The 23,459-nt window shown below is 39.7% G+C and carries 21 protein-coding genes and 1 other annotated feature (1 of these 22 only partly in view); of the genes, 12 read left to right on the forward strand and 9 right to left on the reverse strand.

The features are described 5' to 3' along the window. The 3 genes from holA to dcd all read right to left on the reverse strand — a co-directional run bounded on the left by holA (window position 1) and on the right by dcd (window position 4,014). Entirely contained in the window at window positions 1-996 is a 996-nt protein-coding gene (holA, locus tag AC5WOE_RS00555; RefSeq protein WP_496048061.1) for a DNA polymerase III subunit delta, read from the reverse strand. Continuing rightward, window positions 986-3,385, reverse strand: a complete 2,400-nt coding sequence (locus AC5WOE_RS00560; protein WP_496051627.1) for a DNA internalization-related competence protein ComEC/Rec2 — start codon at window positions 3,383-3,385, stop codon at window positions 986-988. Before AC5WOE_RS00560 ends, holA begins: the two co-directional genes overlap by 11 nt. Window positions 3,386-3,456: 71 nt before the next feature. Next, a complete protein-coding gene (dcd, locus tag AC5WOE_RS00565; protein WP_496048063.1) occupies window positions 3,457-4,014 on the reverse strand; it encodes a dCTP deaminase in 558 nt (185 codons plus the stop codon). Window positions 4,015-4,308: 294 nt separating this feature from the next. Between dcd and AC5WOE_RS00570 the strand changes: the two genes are divergently transcribed. Beyond that, a complete protein-coding gene (locus tag AC5WOE_RS00570; protein ID WP_496048064.1) occupies window positions 4,309-5,499 on the forward strand; it encodes an ornithine--oxo-acid transaminase in 1,191 nt (396 codons plus the stop codon). Between the two features lie 129 nt (window positions 5,500-5,628). Beyond that, window positions 5,629-6,021 (forward strand): VOC family protein, encoded by a 393-nt coding sequence (locus tag AC5WOE_RS00575; protein WP_496051628.1) that lies wholly within the window; start codon window positions 5,629-5,631, stop codon window positions 6,019-6,021. Window positions 6,022-6,074: 53 nt separating this feature from the next. Here the strand turns inward: AC5WOE_RS00575 and AC5WOE_RS00580 are convergent, their stop codons facing one another. The 4 genes from AC5WOE_RS00580 to AC5WOE_RS00595 form a co-directional block, all read right to left on the reverse strand. After that, on the reverse strand, window positions 6,075-6,683 hold the full coding sequence (locus AC5WOE_RS00580) for a ComEA family DNA-binding protein (RefSeq protein WP_496051629.1): 609 nt from the start codon (window positions 6,681-6,683) through the stop codon (window positions 6,075-6,077). 142 nt (window positions 6,684-6,825) lie between these two features. Next, on the reverse strand, window positions 6,826-6,978 hold the full coding sequence (locus AC5WOE_RS00585) for a hypothetical protein (protein ID WP_496051630.1): 153 nt from the start codon (window positions 6,976-6,978) through the stop codon (window positions 6,826-6,828). Window positions 6,979-7,058: 80 nt separating this feature from the next. After that, entirely contained in the window at window positions 7,059-8,075 is a 1,017-nt protein-coding gene (locus AC5WOE_RS00590) for a sugar phosphate nucleotidyltransferase (RefSeq protein WP_496051631.1), read from the reverse strand. Next, window positions 8,072-9,370, reverse strand: coding sequence for a UDP-glucose dehydrogenase family protein (locus tag AC5WOE_RS00595; protein ID WP_496051632.1), 1,299 nt, complete (start codon window positions 9,368-9,370; stop codon window positions 8,072-8,074). Before AC5WOE_RS00595 ends, AC5WOE_RS00590 begins: the two co-directional genes overlap by 4 nt. Window positions 9,371-9,563: 193 nt before the next feature. Here AC5WOE_RS00595 and AC5WOE_RS00600 point away from each other — a divergent pair, with 193 nt between their 5' ends. From AC5WOE_RS00600 to AC5WOE_RS00610, 3 genes are read left to right on the forward strand one after another with little or no spacing between them, the layout of a single operon-like run. Then, window positions 9,564-11,198 carry a CotS family spore coat protein gene (locus AC5WOE_RS00600; RefSeq protein ID WP_496048070.1) on the forward strand — a complete coding sequence of 545 codons (1,635 nt, stop codon included), beginning with the start codon at window positions 9,564-9,566 and terminating at the stop codon, window positions 11,196-11,198. Window positions 11,199-11,201: 3 nt separating this feature from the next. Further along, window positions 11,202-12,350, forward strand: coding sequence for a glycosyltransferase family 4 protein (locus AC5WOE_RS00605; protein WP_496048071.1), 1,149 nt, complete (start codon window positions 11,202-11,204; stop codon window positions 12,348-12,350). A gap of 18 nt (window positions 12,351-12,368) precedes the next feature. Beyond that, window positions 12,369-13,310, forward strand: a complete 942-nt coding sequence (locus AC5WOE_RS00610; RefSeq protein WP_496048072.1) for an NAD-dependent epimerase/dehydratase family protein — start codon at window positions 12,369-12,371, stop codon at window positions 13,308-13,310. 50 nt (window positions 13,311-13,360) lie between these two features. Here AC5WOE_RS00610 and AC5WOE_RS00615 read toward each other — a convergent pair whose 3' ends face one another. Then, window positions 13,361-14,302, reverse strand: coding sequence for a phosphotransferase (locus AC5WOE_RS00615; RefSeq protein ID WP_496051633.1), 942 nt, complete (start codon window positions 14,300-14,302; stop codon window positions 13,361-13,363). Window positions 14,303-14,406: 104 nt separating this feature from the next. Between AC5WOE_RS00615 and AC5WOE_RS00620 the strand changes: the two genes are divergently transcribed. From AC5WOE_RS00620 to AC5WOE_RS00650, 7 genes are all read left to right on the forward strand, one after another. After that, on the forward strand, window positions 14,407-14,958 hold the full coding sequence (locus AC5WOE_RS00620; RefSeq protein WP_496051634.1) for a glycerol-3-phosphate responsive antiterminator: 552 nt from the start codon (window positions 14,407-14,409) through the stop codon (window positions 14,956-14,958). 143 nt (window positions 14,959-15,101) lie between these two features. Then, a complete protein-coding gene (locus AC5WOE_RS00625; RefSeq protein ID WP_496052032.1) occupies window positions 15,102-15,869 on the forward strand; it encodes an MIP/aquaporin family protein in 768 nt (255 codons plus the stop codon). Between the two features lie 37 nt (window positions 15,870-15,906). Next, window positions 15,907-17,400, forward strand: a complete 1,494-nt coding sequence (gene glpK / locus AC5WOE_RS00630) for a glycerol kinase GlpK (RefSeq protein ID WP_496051635.1) — start codon at window positions 15,907-15,909, stop codon at window positions 17,398-17,400. A gap of 103 nt (window positions 17,401-17,503) precedes the next feature. Further along, the gene (locus tag AC5WOE_RS00635) at window positions 17,504-19,126 is read left to right on the forward strand and encodes a glycerol-3-phosphate dehydrogenase/oxidase (RefSeq protein WP_496051636.1); all 1,623 of its coding nucleotides are present in this window, start codon (window positions 17,504-17,506) and stop codon (window positions 19,124-19,126) included. Window positions 19,127-19,196: 70 nt separating this feature from the next. Continuing rightward, window positions 19,197-20,123 (forward strand): SMP-30/gluconolactonase/LRE family protein, encoded by a 927-nt coding sequence (locus AC5WOE_RS00640; RefSeq protein WP_496051637.1) that lies wholly within the window; start codon window positions 19,197-19,199, stop codon window positions 20,121-20,123. Between the two features lie 108 nt (window positions 20,124-20,231). Then, on the forward strand, window positions 20,232-20,462 hold the full coding sequence (locus tag AC5WOE_RS00645; protein WP_496048079.1) for a type II toxin-antitoxin system Phd/YefM family antitoxin: 231 nt from the start codon (window positions 20,232-20,234) through the stop codon (window positions 20,460-20,462). Further along, entirely contained in the window at window positions 20,446-20,862 is a 417-nt protein-coding gene (locus tag AC5WOE_RS00650) for a PIN domain-containing protein (protein WP_496048080.1), read from the forward strand. Before AC5WOE_RS00645 ends, AC5WOE_RS00650 begins: the two co-directional genes overlap by 17 nt. Window positions 20,863-20,896: 34 nt before the next feature. Here the strand turns inward: AC5WOE_RS00650 and leuS are convergent, their stop codons facing one another. Further along, a complete protein-coding gene (leuS, locus tag AC5WOE_RS00655) occupies window positions 20,897-23,353 on the reverse strand; it encodes a leucine--tRNA ligase (RefSeq protein ID WP_496051638.1) in 2,457 nt (818 codons plus the stop codon). A gap of 55 nt (window positions 23,354-23,408) precedes the next feature. Then, window positions 23,409-23,459 (reverse strand) — a binding site (T-box leader) (it continues 169 nt past the right edge of the window).

Genomic DNA, 23,459 nt, shown 5'->3' on the forward strand with positions numbered 1-23,459 from the left:
TTAAGCAGTAATTCCATGTATCGCTAAAAAGATTTGTTCTACTGCTAATACTTTCTCTATTTTACCAGATTTGATATCTTGATCAGCTGCGATGGTTAATGACAAATATTTTTTCAATTGTTCCAAGGTAAAAGATGAAGAATGAGAAATTGCTAATTTCACAGGATACGGATGAACTCCTAACATTTTTGCGATTTCACTAGCACCCATCCCCCTAGCCGTCAGCACTTTCGCCTGATATAACAAGCGAAATTGCCTAGTCATCAATGCTAAAATTCGAATCGGCTCCTCTTTTTGCGTGAGCAGATCTTCCCATATTTGCCAAACTTCAGTGATTTTCTTTTCTGCTAGTTTCTCCGTCAATTGAAAAACATTATTTTCAAGCGTACGCGGGATCAATTCATCAATGATTTCTCGCGTGATGATACCTTTGGGGCCTACAAAGAGACTTAGCTTCTCACATTCTTGATTGATGAGACGTAAATCACTACCGACTACCTGTATGAAAGAAATACATACCTCACGTTTGATCTTTACTTGCAGAGCTCGAAATCGATCCATTACCCATTTGAGCAATACTTGTCCTTTTAATTCATCAAATTTGGTAACAGATGCTACCTTCTCCATTTGTTTAACTACTTTTTTGCGTTTGTCTAATTTATCGTTAACTACGGTAAAGACAATTGCACTACTTTCACTTGGTCTGCTTAAATAATGGAGCCATGCATCTAAATTGTGATTTTGCTCTCTTTTTGGTTTAGCAGTTGTAAAAAAAGTTGCATTTTTAGCTAAAATGAGCCGTCTTCCTCCAAAAAAAGAAGGAGTTTCTGCTTCTTGTATCACTTGTTCCAAAGGAGTATCGTCTAGATCCATTACAAGTAAATTCCAATCTCTTTCTTCTTCTGGAACTTGACCGCGAAGCTGATTGCATGCTTCTTCCATTAAAAATGATTCTAGTCCATAGTACAGAGATACAGGAGGAAGTTTATCTATCATCGAAATGATCATCACCTTTCTTCATGCTTTCTATCCGGTATCCTCTAGGATTGATATGAACCAAAATAGCGCCTTGATAATCCGTTCGCCATATCTGTGCACCAAACTGGTGCAAACGTGAAAGTACTTCTGGCTTTGGATGACCATAACGATTGTGTAAGCCGACTGATATGAGTGCTTGATCTGGATCTATGTTTGAAATCCATGCGTATTTTGTTGATGTTTTACTCCCGTGATGAGCTACTTTTAATATATGTACCCTCGGCAACTGAAACTTTGCAAGGACCTCCTTTTCCGCAGGCTCCTCCATATCTCCTGTGAAAAGTATATTTGTATTATATATTGATAGTAACATAACGATCGATCCATTGTTGATATTCGCTGATGAAACAACGGATGAAGGATGCAAAATCTTCGCTTGTACCCCTTGTTCGATTTGCCAACTGTTACCTGAGACAACCAATTTTATCGGAATCTGTTTCTGTCTCATAAGCGTCAATAGTTTTTTTTCAAAAGAATCAGCTGGTACAGCTGCATTATGAAGCACCTGTCCGATCGAAAAACGCCGAACCACCGCCTCTAATCCTCGAATATGATCTCCATCTCCATGAGTCATCACAATCGTATCTATATGGTTAATTCCTCGATATCGCAAATAAGGTACAACCACATCTCTACCGACCTCAAAAGTACTCGTCTGTTTCTGCCATGCCTGCTGTCTGCGTGGAAGGATACCTCCACCATCTATCAAGATAACTTTTCCGCCTGAAGTTTCAATCAGCGTAGCATCTCCTTGCCCCACATCTATCATCGTAATTCGTGTAGTTGAAAGATTCCCAGCAAATAGAAGGATTCCTGCTAACACAACAAGTGCAGAGATCATGACATACCGGAGGCGTTGAATAAACAACCGATCCGTCACTATGGTGACGTAAAGGAACCAAAAGATAAAAAAATAACAAAGAATCCACCATAGTGTCGGAGGAGAAAGTGAGTATGTCATGTACGGAAGTCCAGAAATCCATCGTAAGACGTGATCCATTACACCTAATACCCAAGAAGTTATGCCAGCTAATATCGCTCCCCAACTGCTAGAAATAAGATTTATCAAGACAGATAGACTTGATAGCGGCAGAACAATAGCACTATATACTGGTACAAATATCAAGTTGACAGGAGCAGACAGCCAAGCATACTGATAAAAATATGCACCTACAACAGGGAAAGAAACGACTTGGGATACGAGCATCACAGACAAAGCTTGACGAAATCGATGCCAAGGAACCGGAATATGATGAGAAAGAGGTTCTACATAGACCACTAAACCGAGTGTAACCAAAAAACTGAGCTGAAATCCTGGCTCCCAGAGCTGATAAGGATTCCAAATAAGTTGAAACAAAAGAGCTAGTGCCAAAAAGGAAACAGCATCTGTTGTTCTTCGTAAAATGACTGCAAGCAGCATCATCATTGCCATGATTACAGATCGAATAACAGGTGCACTCCCTCCCGTCAACATCGCATAAAATGGAAGAAAACCAAGGATCAAAAGTGCTGTTTTTTCTCTCGTTATCCCACAGGCAATCAAGCAAAAATACAAACTGGCTACCAAGATGGAAACATGAAGTCCCGAAATGGACAGCACATGTACCAGACCAAGTGTGGAAAATATCTCTTGTGTAGTAGAATCGAGCATATGTTGTTCACCGATAAGCATTGCTTGTAGTAGTCCAGCATACTTTGCTGGATATAACTCAGCAATTTGATCATGAAGGAATAGGCGTAACTTTTCGACTTGAGAACCTATCGAATTGGAACAAGCAATAACTTGAATCTGAGTGAGAGATGGTACATATGTCTGCCAATGAATACCATAGTGATGCAAATATCCCGCATAATCAAATCCTCCTGGATTTCGTGCTGGTGACGGCCTTTCCAGCTGGAGAGGAAGCTGAATGCTGCAACTTGTATACCAACTTTTAACGATGGAAAGTTGGTCAAGACTATTTGCTTTCGTATTTACTCGAATGAGTTCCTCTGGTACCTGCTTAAGTTTTTCACCATCTCGAAAATATCTGATCTGAACGTCAAACCGGATGCTGTCTCCATCGATATTCGGAAGAGAAGCAATCTTTCCCACTCCATAAGTATGTAATGGTTTTGAAAATGCAGAAACATTCCCTTCATTGTAAAAATCAAAGTAAGCAGCACCAAAAGAAATGCCTATTAAACATAAAATAACGGGTCCCCCCTTCATGTATTTACCATAAAAGAGACACCCGCTTAAAGCGATAATTACCGCGATAATCCAATATGTATCGATATGAATTTGATTTGCTAGCCACACACCAACAATCCAACCACTAGTAATGCTCACAAATGGTCGATACAATCTGTTCGCTCCCCTACTTCTAAACTAGAGCGAATTTATCATATTTTCCAAATTTAGTCAAACGTATATTCCTATACTTTTGGCAATGTAATCCCCTGTTGATGTTGATACTTCCCAGCTTTGTCCTTGTAAGAAACCTCACATGCCTCATCGCTCTCTAGGAATAGAACTTGGCATAAACCTTCATGCGAATAAATTTTCGCTGGCAATGGTGTAGTATTGGATATCTCCAATGTCACATGTCCCTCCCAGCCTGGCTCAAACGGAGTAACATTGGTTATAATACCACACCTAGCATAAGTCGACTTGCCAACACAAACTGCCAGTACATTTTCAGGTATACGAAAATATTCTACTGATCTCGCCAATGCAAAAGAGTTTGGTGGAATGATGCACACCTCACCTTTATAATCGATAAAAGATTTTTCATCGATTTCTTTCGGATCAATAATCGGATTTAATGCGTTATGAAAAATTTTGTATTCATCGGAAACACGTAAATCATAGCCATAACTCGATAAACCAAAACTAACAAATTCTCCTTTCCCCACATTCCGCTCTACAAATGGTTCGATCATCTTTTGTTCGATTGCCATTTTGCGTATCCATCTATCGGATTTAATTGTCATATATAACCCTATCCTTCCGTCAGATATAGATTCCAAAAATATGATACACCAAATCAATAATCTAAGATATAAATTCAAAAAGTAAAACTTAAAGATCTGCCATCCTTCAAAAAAATTCCCTATCAGCCATGCATGTTCATCCAACACCACATTTTAATATTTCAATCAAATCAATACCGATACATAAAAAGAAAACGATATATGCACGTTAATGATTAACTAAACAATTCTTTGCATTTTTGAAAACGTTTCCGTTACAATAGAATTGCAAAATATTTTTCAGGAGGAATAATTATGTCAAATAATGGAACAATCATTGATTTAACAAATAAATATGGTGCAAAAAACTATCATCCTTTACCCATTGTTTTAGTAGAAGGGGAAGGAGTATGGGTAACCGATGCGGATGGAAACCGCTATATGGATATGCTTAGTGCCTACTCTGCACTCAATCATGGACACCGCCACCCTCGATTAATTCAAGCTTTAAAGGAACAAGCAGATAAAATCACACTTACTTCACGTGCATTTCATAGTGAACAACTAGGTCCTTTCTATGAAAAAGTAGCTCAAATCACTGGTAAAGAAATGGTTCTACCGATGAATACAGGTGCAGAAGCGGTAGAAACAGCGATCAAAACCGTTCGACGATGGGCATATGATGTTAAAAAAGTAGCAGCTGATCAAGCTGAAATCATCGTCTGTGAAGATAACTTCCATGGCAGAACGATCACTACTGTTTCCATGTCCTCAAACCCTGATTATCAACGCGGTTTTGGACCGCTTACGCCAGGTTTTAAAGTGATTCCTTATGGAGATGTGGAAGCACTTCAAAACGCGATTACTCCAAACACTGCTGCATTTATTTTAGAACCGATTCAAGGAGAAGCTGGAATTATTATCCCTCCAGAAGGATTCTTAAAAGCTGCATATGATATCTGTAAGAAAAATAATGTTCTGTTTGTCGCGGATGAAATCCAAACTGGATTTGGCCGGACTGGTCAATTATTTGCCTGCGATTGGGAAGATGTAAAACCTGATATGTACATTATGGGGAAAGCATTAGGAGGCGGAGTGATACCTATTTCAGCAGTTGCTGCAGACCGAGAAATTTTAGGCGTCTTTGAACCTGGTTCACATGGATCTACATTTGGTGGAAATCCGCTTGCTTGTGCCGTTTCCATTGCTGCTTTGGATGTGTTAGAAGAAGATGAATTACCTAGACGTTCTCGTGAGCTGGGAGCATATTTTATCGAGGAACTAAGAAAAATAAGCAATCCGATTATCAAAGAAGTTCGTGGAAAAGGATTATTTGTCGGCATGGAGCTGCATGAAAAAGCCCGTCCTCACTGTGAACAATTGATGAATGAAGGCCTTCTCTGTAAAGAAACACATGACAACACAATCCGTTTTGCTCCACCATTGACCATTACCAAAGAAGAATTGGATCAAGCTATCAATTTGGTGAAAAAAGTCTTATCCTAAATCAAATAGCGCATAGGAAAACACCTTCTGGTCAATGAAGGTGTTTTTTGTATAAAAGAGAAAAATTAATTTATTAGGGATTTCTTGCGGATTGAATCCCTTTTCCATTGAAAGGAAGGTAGTTATTCTGTGAAACTGCATAATATTCGTTTATGTGTAACCAAATTCCAGGAATGTTTTTTCTTTTATCGAGACACGTTAGGATTCAAAGTGCTATGGGGAAATGAAACAGACGCTTATGCTGAATTTGACACTGGTGTTTCAAAAATAGCTTTATTCAAACGTGAGCTTATGGCAGAAACGGTAGGTGCTGATGATTTTCCTCTCGATAATCGAAACCTGGATGCATTTGCTCTTATTTTCGAAGTAGAGAATGTAGATAAAACCTACCAAGATTTACAAGCAAAAGGAGTATCGTTTAATACCAGACCGACGATTAGAAAAAATTGGGGGTTAAAAACAGCTCATTTTAGAGACCCCCAAGGAAATTTGATAGAAATTTATGAGCCTTTAAGAAACTAACATCACCTATCAAATAGAAATAGGGGAGTTTTCGCAACTCCCCTACTATGCATTTAGCTTACAAATATTTTTTCTTTAATCCGCTCTAATGTTCGTTCTCCAATACCAGAAACTTGCAACAACTCATCGACCGATCGAAATCCTCCATGTTCTCCTCGATATTGAATAATTGCCTTTGCTTTTGTCGGTCCTAAACCCTCCAACTCCTCTAACTCTGTTAAAGTAGCTGTATTCAGGTTAATTTTATTTTCTTCTTTGTTTTGGATGGCAGAAGCCTCCGTCGGAACTTCTTCCCCTTTCTTTGGAATGTAAATCATAGATCCATCTGCGATAATTTTCGCCAAGTTAATGCGATTTACATCAGCAACATCAGATGTACCACCCGCCACTTCTATAACTTGATAAAGCCTCACTGGCATGGTCAGTTTATAAATACCCGGCTTTTTCACAGCACCTTTCACATCAATGGTAGCAATTGGTGTTTGTTTCTTTGGTTCCACCATTTTATCTTTAGGCTGCTGCTGTGGATATACAGGCAATGATGTTCCTTGCAACGAAATATCATCTTGATTCCAAAGTAGAGCACCAATCGCAAATACTAAGATAGCAACAAGCGCTATTGCTAATTTCTTTTCTCTCGGGGACCAAGTAAATGGACTCATACCAAAAACCTCCATACATGACTCCTTTACCAATTCGCATTAAGTCCTTCAACTTCCTACCAAAAAGGAATTTTATCCCAAAAAAATATTAAAAGCGATAGAAGATCTTCTATCGCTGGTGACTCACTACTCAAAATTCCACCTATGTAGCTGGAGAGTTCTTTCCTTGTATCTTTTTCTCTTTATTTGCCTCTACTGCTTCACCTAAAGGCGTACCCTTCTCTGCTAGTCGTTCATCCCGTTCTTTATCAGCACCTTCTGCATGGAGTAATGTATCTGGCTTTTGCTGTTCCACTTTATTCCCTCCTACTTGTTTGGCGTCAGTATGTCCGCTTTTCCGTAAAAAATACCCATCTATGATGAGAGATGGGTAATCTACTCCGCAATGGACATTCTAGAATGATCGCCCAAAACTAATCGAACTGCTTGCTCTTCTTTGGGATGATTCCCTAATAATCTAGCATACTGTCCTATTACACTGTCCATAACAGGTCTTGTTAAATCTTGAATAACTGCATGATCAAGACAAATACTTTGAGAAATACTACAGTTTTCTATGGTCACATTATCTCCAATCGTTGCATATGGCCCAATTGTCGCATTGGTTAATATACAGTTATCTCCTATCACAATAGGACCGCTAAGGACACAGTTTTCTAGCTTTGTATTTTTGCCTATACGTATATTTTTAGACATCATATCGAACAACATCCATTTATTTGCCGCTAACCATCGATCAATTGTCCCTACATCAGTATAGTTTTCTTTTGTAATCGAGTATGAAATGGAATAACCTTGATGAATCAACCACTGAATCGCATCGGTAATTTCATATTCACCACGAGGCGATGGATCAATGGAACGAATAGCTTTAAAAATCACTGGAGAAAAATGATACATCCCAATCACAGCAAGATTACTTTTCGGATCAATCGGCTTTTCCACTATATTGACAGCTCGATCATCAACAATCTCAGCAACTCCATAATCGCTAGGGTTTTCCACTTCAGACAGAAGAATCGAACCATGATTTCCTTCAAAGGCATGGATTAATGTCTCCATCGGTTCTTTTATCAAGTTATCTCCCAAAAGGAGTATAAAAGAATCAGTTCCGACAAATGACTCCACCAACTTGAGCGCATGTGCGATTCCAAGTTGTTCTTTTTGATAACAAATGACTGGTTTTGCAGGTAACTTATTCAAATATTCTATAAGCATATGTTGTTCTGAATGGACAACCACAGCAATCTCTTCAATGCCTGCTTGATAAAATTTTTCTAAGCAATACGCTACTAGTGGACGGTTCACAACAGGTAACATCGTTTTAGGAATAGTCAACGAAAAGGGCTGCATTCGAGTACCTTTACCTGCACATAATATGACACCTTTCATGATAAAGAAACTCCGACACCATAATACTCCCAATGAACCATATCCTTTGGTGATAAAGCATTTCTGCCATCGAACAGAAGCGGTTTCGCCACCAAATGTGCTGCCTTTTCCCATTCTAACTCCACTATTTCAGGCCACTCAGTCGCCACTATAACTGCATCCGTTTGCGTAATTGCTTCAAATGGGTCCCTGCAATAGGATACTTGTGGAAATAATCTTTGCATAGCTCTCATTCCTTTGGGATCAAAGGCTGACAATTCTGCATTATTTTGCAACAAATACTGAAGTATTCGGATCGATGGTGCTTCACGAATATCATCTGTATTTGGTTTAAAGGTAAGCCCTAATACAGCGATTTTTTTGCTTTCTAATTTTCCCAACACTGTTTCGACTTTATTTAAGAACCACATAACTTGACTGTTATTTATATCTTTTACAGCTTGTAACAAAGTAAGGTTAACCCCTGTTTCTCGACTCATGGACAACAGTGCTGCTGTATCCTTTGGGAAACAAGAACCTCCGTACCCGATACCAGCATGCAAAAACTGCTCCCCAATTCGACTATCCATCCCCATTCCTCTTGTCACTTCTTTTATATTTGCTCCTACTTTTTCTGTTAGACGAGCCAACTCATTAACGAAGGAAATTTTCGTTGCTAAAAAAGCATTTGACGCATACTTGATCATTTCACTATTTTTAACGGAAGTAAAATAAAGCTTCTCTGCAACAGACTGATACAGTTCTGTCATCACCTTCTTTGCTGTTGTTGTTTCACATCCAATTATCACCCTTTCGGGGTTTCGAGCATCTTGAAGAGCTCTTCCCTCACGTAAAAATTCGGGGTTGGATATGACTTCAAATGGAATCACTGCTCCCCTTTTATGTTGACTTTGCTCAATAATTTTTCTGACCATTTCCCCTGTGCCAACAGGCACTGTACTCTTGATGACAATCATCTGTGGTTTTTTTATCTGTTCTCCGATTTGACTGGCTACTGTTTTTACATAGGTTAGATCAGCCTTGCCATCGTCTGCTGAAGGAGTACCGACTGCAACCATCACCACATCACATTGATCTATATCCGAAATTTGATTGGAAAATGTAATTTGATTCCTTTCTAGTAAAACACGTAAGTTTTCTTCCATTCCTGCTTCATAAATAGGAAGTTTTCCTGATCGGAAAGACTCAATCTTTTTTGCATCTATTTCTATCCCTAAAACATGATGTCCTTCTAGACCCAAAGCCACACTCATAGTAGCTCCAACATAGCCCATGCCAATCACTGCAACGTTCATGACATCGCCTCTCCATCTTACTTTTTTCTTTAGTGATTCTTAATATATGTTTGGTGTCTATCGAATGATCCATTATTTTATTTAATTCTTAAACGAAATACCTATTTTTCATAGAAACAGATAGGTGCCCTTCCCATTAGAATCTATAAACATATTTTGTGAGAAATGAAGATTTTAAGTAGGAGGGCTATGAATGAGCGAGTATATCATTCAGCCTTGGGGCACTGCGGAACAAGATTTCGAAGACGTACCAGCTGAACTTACGGAACTAGCAAAAAAAGTAACCACTTACTATGATATGAAAGTCAAAAATATGCTAATGATTACCTCCAAACCAGATAAAGGCGGTGCCATTTGGCGAATCGATACTGATAAAGGCGCACGGAGTTTAAAAGTTCTGCATCGCACACCAGAAAGGAGTCTATTTAGTGTTGGAGCACAAGAATACGTCGTAAATCAAGGAGCACGAGTGCCCAAACTAATCCGAAGCAAATCTGGAGACAACTGCGTCGAAGCTGGTGGAAAACTATGGATCGTTACCGACTGGATCGATCTCACACCAGCAAATCAAACATCCATCGACGGCTTTGCGAAACTATGTTATGGACTAGGAGAATTTCACCATCATTCCAAAGGCTACCATCCTCCATTTGGTGCAAAATTTTCAAGCAGACTGCATAACTACCCCAAGCAATATGAAAAAGTAATAACCAAAATTGGCTGGTTCCGAGAATTAGCCCGGGCTTATTCTGAAACACCTGCAAGTAAAACCTTACTTAAAATGGTAGATAAATATCAGCAACAGGCCATCAAAGCCTTAGAAATATTAAACAATTCTTCTTATTACGACCTTATCGCAAAAGGAGAAAAATATTGGGGACTCGCTCACCAAGATTATGGTTTCTCCAACGGCCAAATTGGACCGAAAGGTGTATGGATAATCGATTTGGACGGAGTTTCGTTTGATTTACCTATTCGAGACTTGCGAAAATTGGTCACCAGTTCCATGGAGGATAAAGGAGCATGGGATGTCAATTGGATGAATGGCATGATTCAAGCCTATAATCAATCAAATCCAATCAGTCCCCAGTTATTTGAAGTGTTTCACACAGACATGATGCTGCCAAACGAGTTTTATAAACATGTGAAAGAAATTATTTTCAACCCTGATACTGCGATGAATGAGCAATTATTGACACTGTTGAGCAATATTGAGAGCCAAGATGCCACAAAATGGGCCGCTTTACAGCAGCTTAGCAAGGACTGGAAAGTAGGCGGGAAATACATTTCAAAAAACTGGGAGGAAGCGTTCAAGAAAAAGTACCAAGAAGAATATGCGAGAAAAGACTATGGCATGTCAGAAGAACTATGGAAAAAACTCAAACGGCAACCATTTAAAGAAGAAAAATACCAAGAAGAAAATCGGAAAGAAAACATCGATAAAGATTCGGAAAAATCGAAGCAAACCATACCGGAAGAAGTAAAGGACAAAGTTACGAAAAAGCGACCTCAAAAGAATCAGAAGAAATACAAGAAAACGATACCAAGAAGACCAAAAAAGACACTTCCTCAAAAGTACAAGAAAACACTTCCACGGAAGTACAAGAAAAGAAAACTTACAAAAAATCCAAAAAAAATACCACTTCGAAAAGAAAAAAGAAAATATACTCCCATTCGTTCTCCTAAAAAACCGATTTATGGTACTCCTGCGAGAAAGAAATATTTAACGGATAGAAAGTTGAAAAAACGAAGAAGAAGCACTCCTAAAAACTTAGCTGGAAGAAGGAAGAAATTTGTTAATTCTTCACCTAGGAAAAGGAGTGTGTAATGAATGAATATCTTGATGATCTGTACAGAAAAATTACCAGTTCCTCCTGTTCGAGGAGGAGCGATCCAAACCTATATCGATGGTGTATCTCCACTGCTTAGTAAGCGGCATAAACTTACGATTTTAAGTGTAGATGACCCTAGCCTGCCAAATAGACAAACATTGGCTGGAATAGATTATGTGCGAGTTCCAGGAAAACTTCCCGATGTCTATATCCAACATGTTGTGGCCTATCTTAAAAATAACGCGAGCAAATATAATTTAATTCACGTGTTCAATCGACCGAAGTTCATTCCACCCATTCGTTCAGTAGCCCCTAATGCTAGGCTTATCCTGAGTATGCATAATGATATGTTCTTACTAGAAAAGATCGATCCATCAACCGCGGTAGCAGCAATTGGTTCACTGGAAAAGATCGTGACTGTAAGTAGCTACGTTGGTCAAACGATAGCAAAACAATATCCCCAAGCACAACCGAAGTTGAAAACCATCTATTCAGGAGTGGATATCAAACGTTATATCCCTAGCTCTGAAGCAGAACGAAAAAAAGAACGTGATATGCTTCGTCGTCAGCATAATCTGCAAGGCAAAAAAGTAATTTTGTTTGTCGGTAGATTAACTGCCAAAAAAGGAGTAGATAGACTAGTACTCGCCATGCAATCTTTGAAGAAAAAGCACTCGAACATTGCACTTGTATTGGTCGGAAGCAAATGGTACAGCGATGAAGGTATAAGCGACTATGTGGCTTATGTTCACGCACTTGCCAATCGTTGTCCTGTTCCTGTCATTACAACAGGGTTTGTCGATCCTCAACAAGTCCACAAATGGTTTTGGGCTGGAGACGTTTTTGTCTGTACTTCCCTCTGGCAAGAACCTTTAGCAAGAGTGCACTATGAAGCAATGGCTGCTGGATTACCTATTGTCACTACTGCTCGAGGTGGAAATGCAGAAATAATTCAGAGCAGAGAAAATGGAATAATTGTACAAAATCCAGAAAATCCTGAGGAATTTACCAGCGCCATCTCCACCATTTTATCGAGCGAAACAATGAGGAAACACATGGGTGTCACAGGAAAAAGATTAGCAGTCCAAAATTACGGATTTGAACGGGTAGCAAAAGATATTTTGTCTGTTTGGGAAAAGAAAAAATAAGAAAAGTAGAGGAGTTCCATGTCAAAAATACTAGTTACTGGATGTGCTGGTTTTATTGGATCTACTTTAACTGAACGACTAATACAAGATGAACTGGAAGTAATCGGAATAGATTGCTTTACCTCTAATTACGATCGAAAAGTAAAAGAACGAAATCTTCGTTGGCTCATACATCAACCAAGGTTTCGTTTTCTCGAACAAGATCTTCTCACTGCTGATTTTAATCTTATTTTAGATCGTGTAGACACCATCTATCATCTCGCTGCCTTGCCAGGGGTTAGAACCAGTTGGGGAGCTGATTTTCGGGAATATGTCGATAACAACATTCTGACCACCCAACGCCTTTTAGAAGCGATAAAGGAACGAACATCCATAAAGAAAATGGTATATTCCTCTTCTTCTTCTGTATATGGTGGAATGAATGGGCCTACTGCCGAAGATCATATCCCACACCCCATTTCTCCATATGGAGTAACAAAACTTTCAGCCGAACAGCTTTGTGAGCTCTACCACAAAAACTTTGGAGTTCCAGTTAATTCATTGCGATACTTTACCGTATTTGGCCCGAGACAAAGACCTGATATGGCTTTTCATCGTATGATCAGTCGTATTTTACGCGAGGAACCCATCCCGATATACGGCGATGGTCAGCAATCTCGAGATTTTACCTTTGTGGAAGATGCGGTTACGGCAAATCTCTTAGCTGCCCACTCTTCTGTTACCGGAGAAGTGTTTAATATTGGCGGCATCTCTCATCTCACTGTAAATGAAGCAATCCAACTGATGGAAGAACAAACCGAAAAAAAAGCTATTAGAAACTTTCTTCCAGCCCAAGCAGGCGATCCAAAACATACTTGGGCAGACATTTCCAAAGCTAGGAGCATCCTTGGTTATAAGCCGACATTTGACGTAGAAAAAGGAATTTTTCTACAGATTGAAGAAATCAAACAAATCCTTTAATATTATAATCGGAATGACGATACATGGTTGCGATAAACTTGTATCGTCTTTTATTTCCAATAGTCTGGTACTATCTCTCTCAATACGGACTCTTTTGCCCATTCTTTCTCTTGGTCTTCTAATACAGGATTTCCATCTAAATAAGCATAGATCATGCGCTCAGGTACTAAATTGCGCGTACAAAAATGAATCAAATCGGATTGACTAAGTACAGATACGGATTGATAACCAGCTAAAAATTGATCTACATCTTCTCGATTCCATGGATGGAACCGGAAATGATACATCAAAACTTGAGCCAAATCTTTTCCGATGGAATCATAAGTAAGTCTCTCAAAATCGATGAGCCATACTTCTGAATCAGCATCCATCATTATGTTTTCTTGATGCAAACTCCCGTGGCATAAAAGCGAAGTAATATTGGGATACTTAAGGAGATTATCTTTTGCTTGTTTCATCCTTGCTAAAAGCCAACTATCAGTATGTGAGTTTGTCCATTGGCTCCGTTCTGTTACTTTTTTGTACTTCCGATGAAACCATTCTCCCCACGCTTGACGAATGCGTTTTTTAGGAATTTGATTACTGGGGTAATTGGCAGCAGCTTCATGAAATTGAGCCAGTTTCTTCCCTGCTGCATAAAGCCAATCTCGTTTATACGGACTTACCTCTTGCACATCCGAAGGAAGCCACTGTTCTACAACATAATCACCATCATGATAGTGTAAAAGCAATTTATTGGTTCTTGTTTTTCTTAAAGTCGGCACGTGGGAAAATCCGTAGAAATGGAGATGCTGAATAACAGAGTCAACGAAATCGATATCCTTCATTTTTTTTGCATTCTTAAAAGCAACAATTCCCTGATCCGTTTTCAATTTATAAACGGCTCTCACTTTCCGTATTTCATAAACGTGATACCCATAATGGGATTCCACTAACTGTTTTACTTGATAAGCTTCAAGGTCTGTTTTAGCCTGTATCTGCACGACTATCACCTTCTGTTACACCTGTTTCTCCATCATATGAATTTCAGCCTAAATCGTGTTACAATCTCATTTAAATGCTTGACTTATCAAATGAGAAAGTCCGAGGAGATACGATGACACATTTTGCAAATCAAAAAATATTACCCGCAGCCAAAAACATCAAACAATATGAAAAAATGTTGCGTTCTCACTACAAATATATCGTGCTTCTGGATACTCATATCGGTCAATTAGAGAGTCTGATTTCCCTTGCTAACCGAAATCAGAAAAAAGTACTCTTACATGCTGATTTGATTCAAGGCTTACGAAGTGATGAGTATGCAGCGCAATTTTTATGCCAAACCATCAAACCAGCAGGTTTGATCTCAACACGAACTCCGGTTGTAAAAGTAGCGAAGAAAAAATCACTTATTGCCATTCAGCGATTATTTCTATTAGATTCTCATGCTTTAGAGACAAGCTATCGACTTTTAGACAGCTTTCAACCTGATTACATTGAAGTATTACCTGGAATCATGCCTCATGTCATTCAAGAAGTAGCATCGAGAACAAAAATCCCGCTCTTAGCTGGTGGATTAATCCGAACTCATCAAGAAGTTCAATTAGCTTTAGATTCGGGCGCAGTCGCTGTCACTTCTTCTGATCGTAAAATTTGGGATAGATAAAAAAAGCTTGCCATATTCGTTTCGATAGGATATTATTCTAATTGTAAACGTTTACATCAATTTTTAAAAAGTTAATCCATGTGATGAGATGAGGAGAATCACAAAAATCCCCTTTTACTGGGAGGGAATTTTTGTGATTTTTTATTTGCCTATCTCCTGTATCTCTTTCTCTATCACTCAATTTAAAGGAGGTTTCATGTATGTCCACTTTTATGGCAGAACTTATCGGAACAATGATTTTAATTATTTTAGGTGATGGTGTTGTCGCTGGTGTACTCTTAAGTAAATCAAAAGCAAAAGATGCTGGTTGGATTGTCATCACATTTGGTTGGGGTTTTGCTGTAATGATCGCTGCCTATGTCGTCGGGCATATAAGTGGAGCTTATCTAAACCCCGCTCTGACAATAGGGTTTGCCATTGCAGGTAAATTAGCTTGGGCTCAAGTATTTCCTATGATACTGGCTCAAATGATCGGGGCTTTCCTCGGTGCAGTTGTTGTTTGGTTGCATTATCTGCCTCATTGGAAAGAAACAAATGATGCTGAACTTAAACTAGCTGTTTTTTCAACTGGACCAGCTATTCGCAGTTCATTTGCTAACTTATTAAGTGAAATCATAGGTACTGCACTTCTCGTATTCGTATTACTAGCATTTGGAGCAAAAGGACTAGTATTTGCTGATGGTGTACAAACTATCGCGGTTGCCTTCTTAATTGTTGCAATTGGGATGTCTCTCGGAGGAACAACCGGGTATGCGATTAACCCAGCTAGGGATCTAGGTCCACGTATTGCTCATGCAATCTTACCAATCGCAGGAAAAGGTTCTTCTGATTGGGGATATGCTTGGATTCCTGTTATTGGACCCGTTATTGGTGCAATCCTAGCAGCTGTACTCTATATGGGATTGTTTTAACATATAAGTAATAACACGAAAATGGAGGAGTCATAAAATGAGTAAAAAATACATTCTATCCATCGATCAAGGAACGACGAGCTCAAGAGCAATTCTTTTTAACAAACAAGGTCAAATCGTTGGTGTAGCACAAAAAGAATTCACCCAAATCTTCCCAAAAGCTGGCTGGGTAGAGCATGATGCCATGGAGATCTGGGGTTCTGTCCAAAGCGTTATCTCTGAAGTATTAGCAAAATATCCTGTATCTGCAAGTGAAGTAGCTGCAATTGGCATTACCAACCAGCGTGAAACAACCGTTGTTTGGGATAAAAACACCGGTATCCCTGTTTATAATGCGATTGTCTGGCAATCGAGACAAACAGCAGATATATGCGAAGAATTAAAAGCAAATGGTCATGAAGAAACCGTTCGAAATAAAACAGGGCTATTGATCGATGCCTACTTCTCTGGTACAAAAGTCAAATGGATTCTCGATCATGTAGAAGGAGCTCGCCAGAAAGCGGAAAATGGGGACTTGCTTTTTGGTACTATCGATTCTTGGCTCGTATGGAAATTATCAGGCGGCAAAACCCATGTAACCGATTATACCAATGCGTCTCGTACCTTGATGTACAACATCTACGATTTAAAATGGGATGAAGAACTGCTGGAAATACTGACTGTCCCAAAATCGATGCTCCCTGAGGTTCGTTCCTCTTCTGAGGTGTACACGGTTTCATCTCCAAACCTGTTCTTTGGAGAAGAGGTTCCAATCTCTGGAATGGCAGGTGACCAACAAGCTGCACTCTTTGGTCAAGCTTGTTTTGAACCTGGGATGGCTAAGAACACATATGGAACCGGATGCTTCCTGCTCATGAATACAGGAGCAGAAGCAGTACGTTCCCAAAATGGATTGCTCACCACTATAGCTTGGGGTGTCAATGGTAAAGTCGAATATGCTTTAGAAGGAAGTATTTTTGTAGCAGGTTCTGCTATCCAATGGCTTCGAGATGGTCTAGGTATTATTCAGACCGCAGCGGATTCCGAAGGCTTGGCTACAAGCGTTGATTCCACAGACGGTGTATATGTTGTTCCTGCATTTGTCGGCCTTGGTACACCATATTGGGATAGTGAAGCGAGAGGTTCTGTATTTGGTATCACCCGAGGTACTACCAAAGCACATCTGACACGAGCAACCATTGAATCACTGGCTTATCAAACAAAAGATGTTTTCTCTTCGATGGAATCCGATTCGGGTATCCAACTGAAAAAACTACGTGTAGATGGAGGAGCAACCTCTAATAACTTCCTCATGCAATTTCAAAGTGATATGTTAGATGTACCAGTTGAAAAACCTGTTGTCTTAGAAACAACTGCACTAGGAGCTGCATACTTGGCAGGACTAGCTGTTGGCTTCTGGCAAGATAAACAGGAGATCGCGGAAAATTGGGATATCAATCAAACCTTTAATCCTCGAATGGATGACAAAAACCGAAAAATGCACTATGATGGATGGATAAAAGCAGTAGAAGCAACACGTGTTTTTAAATAACAAGTTAATTGACCGGAGACGAGGAGAAGGCCGCATATCCCAACTACTTAAAAAGTGTTGGGATTGTGGTCTTTCCTTTTTTACTTCCCAAGGAGGAATAGAAATGAACCGAACAACATCTCTCACTAAGCTAACTGAAACAGAACTAGATGTGTTGGTCATTGGAGGAGGAATCACTGGCGCAGGTATCGCTTTAGATGCCCAGAGTAGAGGACTTCAAACTGCGGTAATCGAGATGCAAGATTTTGCAGCAGGTACTTCCAGCCGATCCACAAAATTAGTCCATGGTGGACTTCGTTATTTGAAACAACTAGAAATATCCATCGTTGCTGAAGTTGGGAAAGAAAGAGCCATTGTATATGAAAATGCGCCTCATGTCACAACTCCAGAATGGATGCTGCTGCCAATTGTAAAAGGTGGTACATTTGGCCAACTCGCTACTTCATTCGGTATTCGCCTTTACGATTATTTAGCAGGTGTTAAGAAAATAGAAAGACGAAAAATGCTCAATCGAGAGGAAACTTTAAATAAAGAGCCTCTGCTTCGCAAAGAAGGTTTAAAAGGCTCTGGATATTATGTAGAATACCGTACAGACGACGCTCGACTCACCATAGAAGTGTTAAAAAAGGCCGTTGAATACGGCGCACTCGCTTTCAACTACGTCAAAGTAGTAGATTTCATTTATGAAAATAGAAAAATAACGGGTGTTATAGCGGAAGATGTCTTGACTGGAGAACAAATCAAAGTTTTTTCCAAACAAATTGTAAACGCTACTGGTCCATGGGTAGATGACCTACGGGAGAAAGATGGCTCCAAACAAGGAAAAACTCTCCACTGGACAAAAGGAGTCCATTTAGTAATGGATCAATCCAGATTCCCACTTCATCAATCGATTTATTTTGATACACCAGATAAACGAATGGTATTTGCTATTCCACGTGATGGAAAAACGTATATCGGCACGACCGATACAGATTATCACGCTGATTTGGTTCATCCAAGAACTACCCATGAAGACCAGCAATACTTGATCGCAGCAGCAAACCATATGTTTCCTTCCCTACAGTTGACAGAAGACGATATCGAGTCCAGTTGGGCTGGGGTTCGTCCGCTTATTCATGAAGAAGGAAAAGCGCCATCGGAAATTTCCCGCCATGATGAAATCTTCCATTCCAAATCCGGACTCATTACCATTGCGGGTGGAAAATTGACAGGATATCGGAAGATGGCAGAACGTGTAGTAGATATCGTAGCCAAAAATTTAGCAGTCAATAAACCAAGTAAAACCAAACATATCATCTTATCTGGTGGAAATGTAGGAGGATCGAAAAACCTTTCTTCTTTCCTAAAAGAAAAGAATAAACAAGGTATCACCATCGGTTTAGAAGCTGCTGAAGCGGATCGATTGGCAAAACTTTATGGCAGCAATGTAGATGAAGTTTATGCAATTATAACCGAAAAGCAGCAAGAAGCTGCAAAAAACAACTTGCCTCCTGCTGTTTATGCTTCCTTGGTTTACGGTTTAGAGAAAGAAATGGTGCTAAACCCTGTGGATTTCTTTGCTCGTCGAACAGGTGCGATGTTTTTCCATATTGACTGGGTGAAAAAATGGAAAGAACCTGTCTTGGAGTATATGAGAAACTACTTTGGTTGGAATGAGGAACATACTGCTTATTTTAGGGAGCTGCTAGAGGAAGAAATAAAATATGCTACTACTGCTGCATAACATAAAAACAACAAAATGCCACTTGCAACCTTACATTGCTGTGGCATTTTTCTTTTTTTGTTGACCCTTCATGATCAACGATTACCTACATAAATATACTTTTAAGATAGGAGGGAGTAATATCCATACCGTAAAATTGGTTTTAGACGCTAAAGCTGAACTGGGTGAAGGGCCAAGTTGGGATGCCCATAAAAATATTTTATATTGGGTAGATATAACAAGGTTTAAGTTACATGCTTATCATCCATATACGAAAGAACATACCGTTTTTAACACTGGGCAGTATATAAGTGCTGTAGTGCCAAGGAAATCTGGTGGAGTTGTCATGGCATTGCAACATGGTTTCTATACCTTTGACTTCGAAACAAAGAAACTGACATTAATAGGTACAGTGGAATTAGATAAACCAAACAATCGATTTAACGATGGAAAATGTGATGCAGCAGGACGTTTTTGGGCTGGTACGATGAGCCATGACTACACTCCACAAGCGGGAGCATTATATGTACTCGATACCGATTGGACCATAAAAAAAGTCCTTGACCATGTGACTATATCAAACGGAATCACTTGGAGTCCTGACAATTCCATCATGTATTTTATTGATTCCTTAACTAGAAAAGTGATGGCATTTGATTATCAGTTAGCAACTGCACAGATAAGCAATCCAAGAGTTGCAGTTAGATTCAAAGATGATAATAGTATGCCTGATGGCATGACATCAGATGAAGAAGGAATGCTGTGGATCGCTGTCTGGAATGGTCACAGCTTAACACGATGGAATCCAAAAACACATAAACTGCTAGAAAAGATAAACGTCCCTGCTACCCGACCTACTTCCTGTGTATTCGGCGGTAAAAGTTTAAAAAATCTCTACATCACTTCAGCGCGAATTGGACTTGAAGAAAGTATTTTAGCAAATGAACCGCATGCAGGCGGGATATTTGTTATGAAAACAGATGTAATAGGAGCACCAACTTACTACTTTGGAGGGTAATAAAAGGGAAATAAAAAAATGTTTCTGACCTCTAAAAAATCGAACGATTTATAGTCGACAATTTCGACCGAAATGAATATAATAAAATCAGGAAAAGGAGGCGATCTGATGATCATTTCTGCAACTGAGTTTAAGACAAATCTCAGCAAATATCTAGAACTTGCAAACATCGAGGATATTATCATCACCAAAAATGGAAAAAACATCGCAAAACTTACAAATATAAATGAAGATAAAGTTACCATTGCTAAATCACTCTTTGGGATTTTACCTCAAGATGCCTCATTGGAAAACGCAAAAGAAGAAAGGTTACTAAATCGACATGAAAGTATTAATTGATACCAATGTAATCCTTGATGCCCTTATTAGCCGTGTTCCTTACAATTTATCAGCAGAAAAGCTTTTTCTGCTTGCCGCTGAAAACAAGCTAACCGCAATGATAACTGCAAACTCTATAACTGACGTTTACTATTTGCTTCGTAAGCACCTGCATGACACTGAGAAAGCAAAACAAGCACTTCTTAACCTTTTTAGTCTGTTTAAAATCCTTGATGTTACAGAAAATGACTGCAAAAGTGCACTTATCTTGCCAGTGGTTGATTATGAGGACGCATTACTGGTAGCTTGTGCCAAACGAAATAAGATAGATAGTATCATCACTCGGAATCTGAAAGACTTCACTGAATCACCCATTCAAGCAGTTGCTCCTGATGATTTCTTAACAAGTTTTTCAAAATGAAAGGGCCTCTCCCTAACGGAGAAGCCCTATTTCTTTAGCCTACCACTACATTTACTAGTTTCTTTGGAACAACAATCACTTTTCGTACGGTTTTCTCTGCAATTAAACTTTTGATCTTATCATTTGCTAAAGCAATCGCTTCGATCTCTTCTCTACTGGCAAGGCTAGCAACCACTAGTTTTTCTCTGTTTTTCCCATTGATTTGCACCATAATCTCCACTTCATCTTGAACCAGAGCCGCAGGGTCAAAGGTTGGCCAAGAAGCGAGCGTGATGCTCTTCTGATGTCCCATCACTTGCCACAATTCTTCTGCTAGATGCGGAACAAATGGAGCAAGCAATAGTACTGCATTTTCTAATGCATCTCGTAATACTTCGCTGTCCTCACTCGCTCGATAAGTCGAAATTCCATTGACAAGCTCCATCACCGCGCTAACAGCGGTATTAAAGTGATTGCGCTCTCCGATCTCCACTGTCACCTTCTGTATCGTTTGATGCGTAAGACGGCGTAATTCTTTCGCAGCCTGAGACAGATCCGAACTACTTGCTTTGTTTTCGAATAAGGATTGGTTTTCATGGACCAAACGCCAAACACGTTTTATAAAGCGGTAACTTCCCTCTACTCCCGCATCACTCCATTCCAGATCACGCTCTGGAGGAGCAGCAAAAAGGATAAAGAGACGAGCTGTATCCGCACCGTATTTTTCAATAATCTCGAGAGGACTAACCACATTTCCTTTTGATTTGGACATCTTGGCTCCATCTCGTAATACCATACCTTGAGCCAATAAACTTTCAAAAGGCTCTTCTACCGAAACTAACCCTGCATCGTGCAGTACTTTTGTAAAGAAGCGAGAATATAGCAAATGCAATACTGCGTGCTCGATTCCTCCGATATATTCTTTTACAGGTAACCATTCATCTGCTTTATCTTTCGCAAAAGGAATTTCCTCATTTTTGGCATCTACATACCGGAAGTAATACCAAGAAGAGTCGATAAATGTATCCATCGTATCGGTTTCCCGGCGTGCTTTTGCCCCACATGAAGGACAAGTGGTATGAACAAAACTCTCTGATGTTGCCAAAGGGTTGCTCTTTCCATCAAAGACAACATCTTCTGGAAGCACTACTGGCAGTTGGTCTTTTGGTACCGGAACTACCCCACAATCATCGCAATAAATAATCGGAATCGGTGTGCCCCAATAACGTTGACGAGAAATCAACCAATCGCGAAGACGATAGTTGGTTACACTTCCACCTTTGTTTTGCTGCTCCAAATGATCGGCAATTGCCGTAATCGCTTCCCGGTTGTTTACTCCATCAAAAGAACTAGATGAAACTAACTTCCCTTCTCCTGTAAATGCTTCCGCTAGGGGTTCTGCTAATTTCTCTCCATCTGGTTGAACAACTACTTTGATTGGTAGATTATATTTGTTCGCAAAGACAAAATCACGTTCATCATGGGCTGGAACCCCCATCACTGCACCTGTTCCATAATCAAATAAGACATAATTGGCAATCCAAATCGGAATTTCTTCCCCTGTCAATGGATGGACAGCTTTAGAACCCGTATCATACCCAATTTTCTCAACATCGGTAGCAGTCCGCTCTAGTTCAGTCGATTTACGCATCGTTTGGATAAAGTCAAGAATCTCCTGCTCTTGTTTATTTCCTTGAATCAATTGAGGAACAAGCGGATGTTCAGGTGCTAAAACCATATAAGTGACACCATATAATGTATCTGGTCGTGTTGTGAACACACTTACTTCTTCCTCCACTGATGGTAGGGAGAAAGTGACATTTGCACCTTTGCTTTTCCCAATCCAATTTCGCTGCATTGTTTTAATTTTATCAGGCCATCTTGGCAGTGTGTCCAATCCATCTAGCAAGCGCTCTGCATAGTCTGTAATCCGTAAAAACCATTGTTCTAACTCTTTTTTGATCACTTCAGAACCACAACGCCAGCATTTTCCATCTTCTACTTGCTCATTGGCAAGAACAGTCGCACAGCTTGGGCACCAGTTGACAGATGCCTCTTTGCGGTAAGCCAATCCTCGCTCATAAAAAAGCAAGAACAACCACTGGGTAAACTGATAATAATCAGGCAAGCAGGTACCTACATAACGATCCCAATCATAGGAACCACCTAACAATGCCTGCTCTTTGCGAATCCGCTCCATGTTATTTAATGTCCATTCACGTGGATTGACCCCACGCTGAATAGCAGCATTTTCTGCTGGCAGACCAAATGCATCCGCACCCATTGGGTGAAGCACGCGATGACCGTTCATCTTACGAAAACGAGCGATCACATCTCCTATCGAATAAACACGAACATGCCCCATGTGAAGCCCGTCTCCTGATGGATAGGGAAACTGTTCCAATGCATAATAGGTTGGTTTTGTTTTATCTTCATCTGTTTTATGCAGCGCATTTTCTTCCCAGTATGCTTGCCACTTTGTTTCAATCTCCCGATGCGCATACTCTTTCATGCCAATCAACCTTTCTTCATCTAAAAAATAAAAACCTCAAGCCACTAGCTATTTTGCTAGGGACGAGAGGTTGTCTTCCCGCGGTACCACCCTAAATTAGCGTCTT

It is taken from the genome of Shimazuella sp. NTD248, assembly GCF_059510395.1.

Bases quoted from the DNA above. Each gene is read 5' to 3' on its own strand.
- leuS (WP_496051638.1), bottom strand. From the start codon at position 23,353: ATGAAAGAGTATGCGCATCGGGAGATTGAAACAAAGTGGCAAGCATAC.
- AC5WOE_RS00640 (WP_496051637.1), top strand. From the start codon at position 19,197: ATGATCAACGATTACCTACATAAATATACTTTTAAGATAGGAGGGAGT.
- AC5WOE_RS00595 (WP_496051632.1), bottom strand. From the start codon at position 9,370: ATGAACGTTGCAGTGATTGGCATGGGCTATGTTGGAGCTACTATGAGT.
- AC5WOE_RS00580 (WP_496051629.1), bottom strand. From the start codon at position 6,683: ATGAGTCCATTTACTTGGTCCCCGAGAGAAAAGAAATTAGCAATAGCG.
- AC5WOE_RS00645 (WP_496048079.1), top strand. From the start codon at position 20,232: ATGATCATTTCTGCAACTGAGTTTAAGACAAATCTCAGCAAATATCTA.
- AC5WOE_RS00600 (WP_496048070.1), top strand. From the start codon at position 9,564: ATGAGCGAGTATATCATTCAGCCTTGGGGCACTGCGGAACAAGATTTC.
- holA (WP_496048061.1), bottom strand. From the start codon at position 996: ATGATAGATAAACTTCCTCCTGTATCTCTGTACTATGGACTAGAATCA.
- AC5WOE_RS00610 (WP_496048072.1), top strand. From the start codon at position 12,369: ATGTCAAAAATACTAGTTACTGGATGTGCTGGTTTTATTGGATCTACT.
- AC5WOE_RS00635 (WP_496051636.1), top strand. From the start codon at position 17,504: ATGAACCGAACAACATCTCTCACTAAGCTAACTGAAACAGAACTAGAT.
- glpK (WP_496051635.1), top strand. From the start codon at position 15,907: ATGAGTAAAAAATACATTCTATCCATCGATCAAGGAACGACGAGCTCA.
- AC5WOE_RS00590 (WP_496051631.1), bottom strand. From the start codon at position 8,075: ATGAAAGGTGTCATATTATGTGCAGGTAAAGGTACTCGAATGCAGCCC.
- AC5WOE_RS00605 (WP_496048071.1), top strand. From the start codon at position 11,202: ATGAATATCTTGATGATCTGTACAGAAAAATTACCAGTTCCTCCTGTT.
- AC5WOE_RS00620 (WP_496051634.1), top strand. From the start codon at position 14,407: ATGACACATTTTGCAAATCAAAAAATATTACCCGCAGCCAAAAACATC.
- AC5WOE_RS00650 (WP_496048080.1), top strand. From the start codon at position 20,446: ATGAAAGTATTAATTGATACCAATGTAATCCTTGATGCCCTTATTAGC.
- AC5WOE_RS00570 (WP_496048064.1), top strand. From the start codon at position 4,309: ATGTCAAATAATGGAACAATCATTGATTTAACAAATAAATATGGTGCA.
- dcd (WP_496048063.1), bottom strand. From the start codon at position 4,014: ATGACAATTAAATCCGATAGATGGATACGCAAAATGGCAATCGAACAA.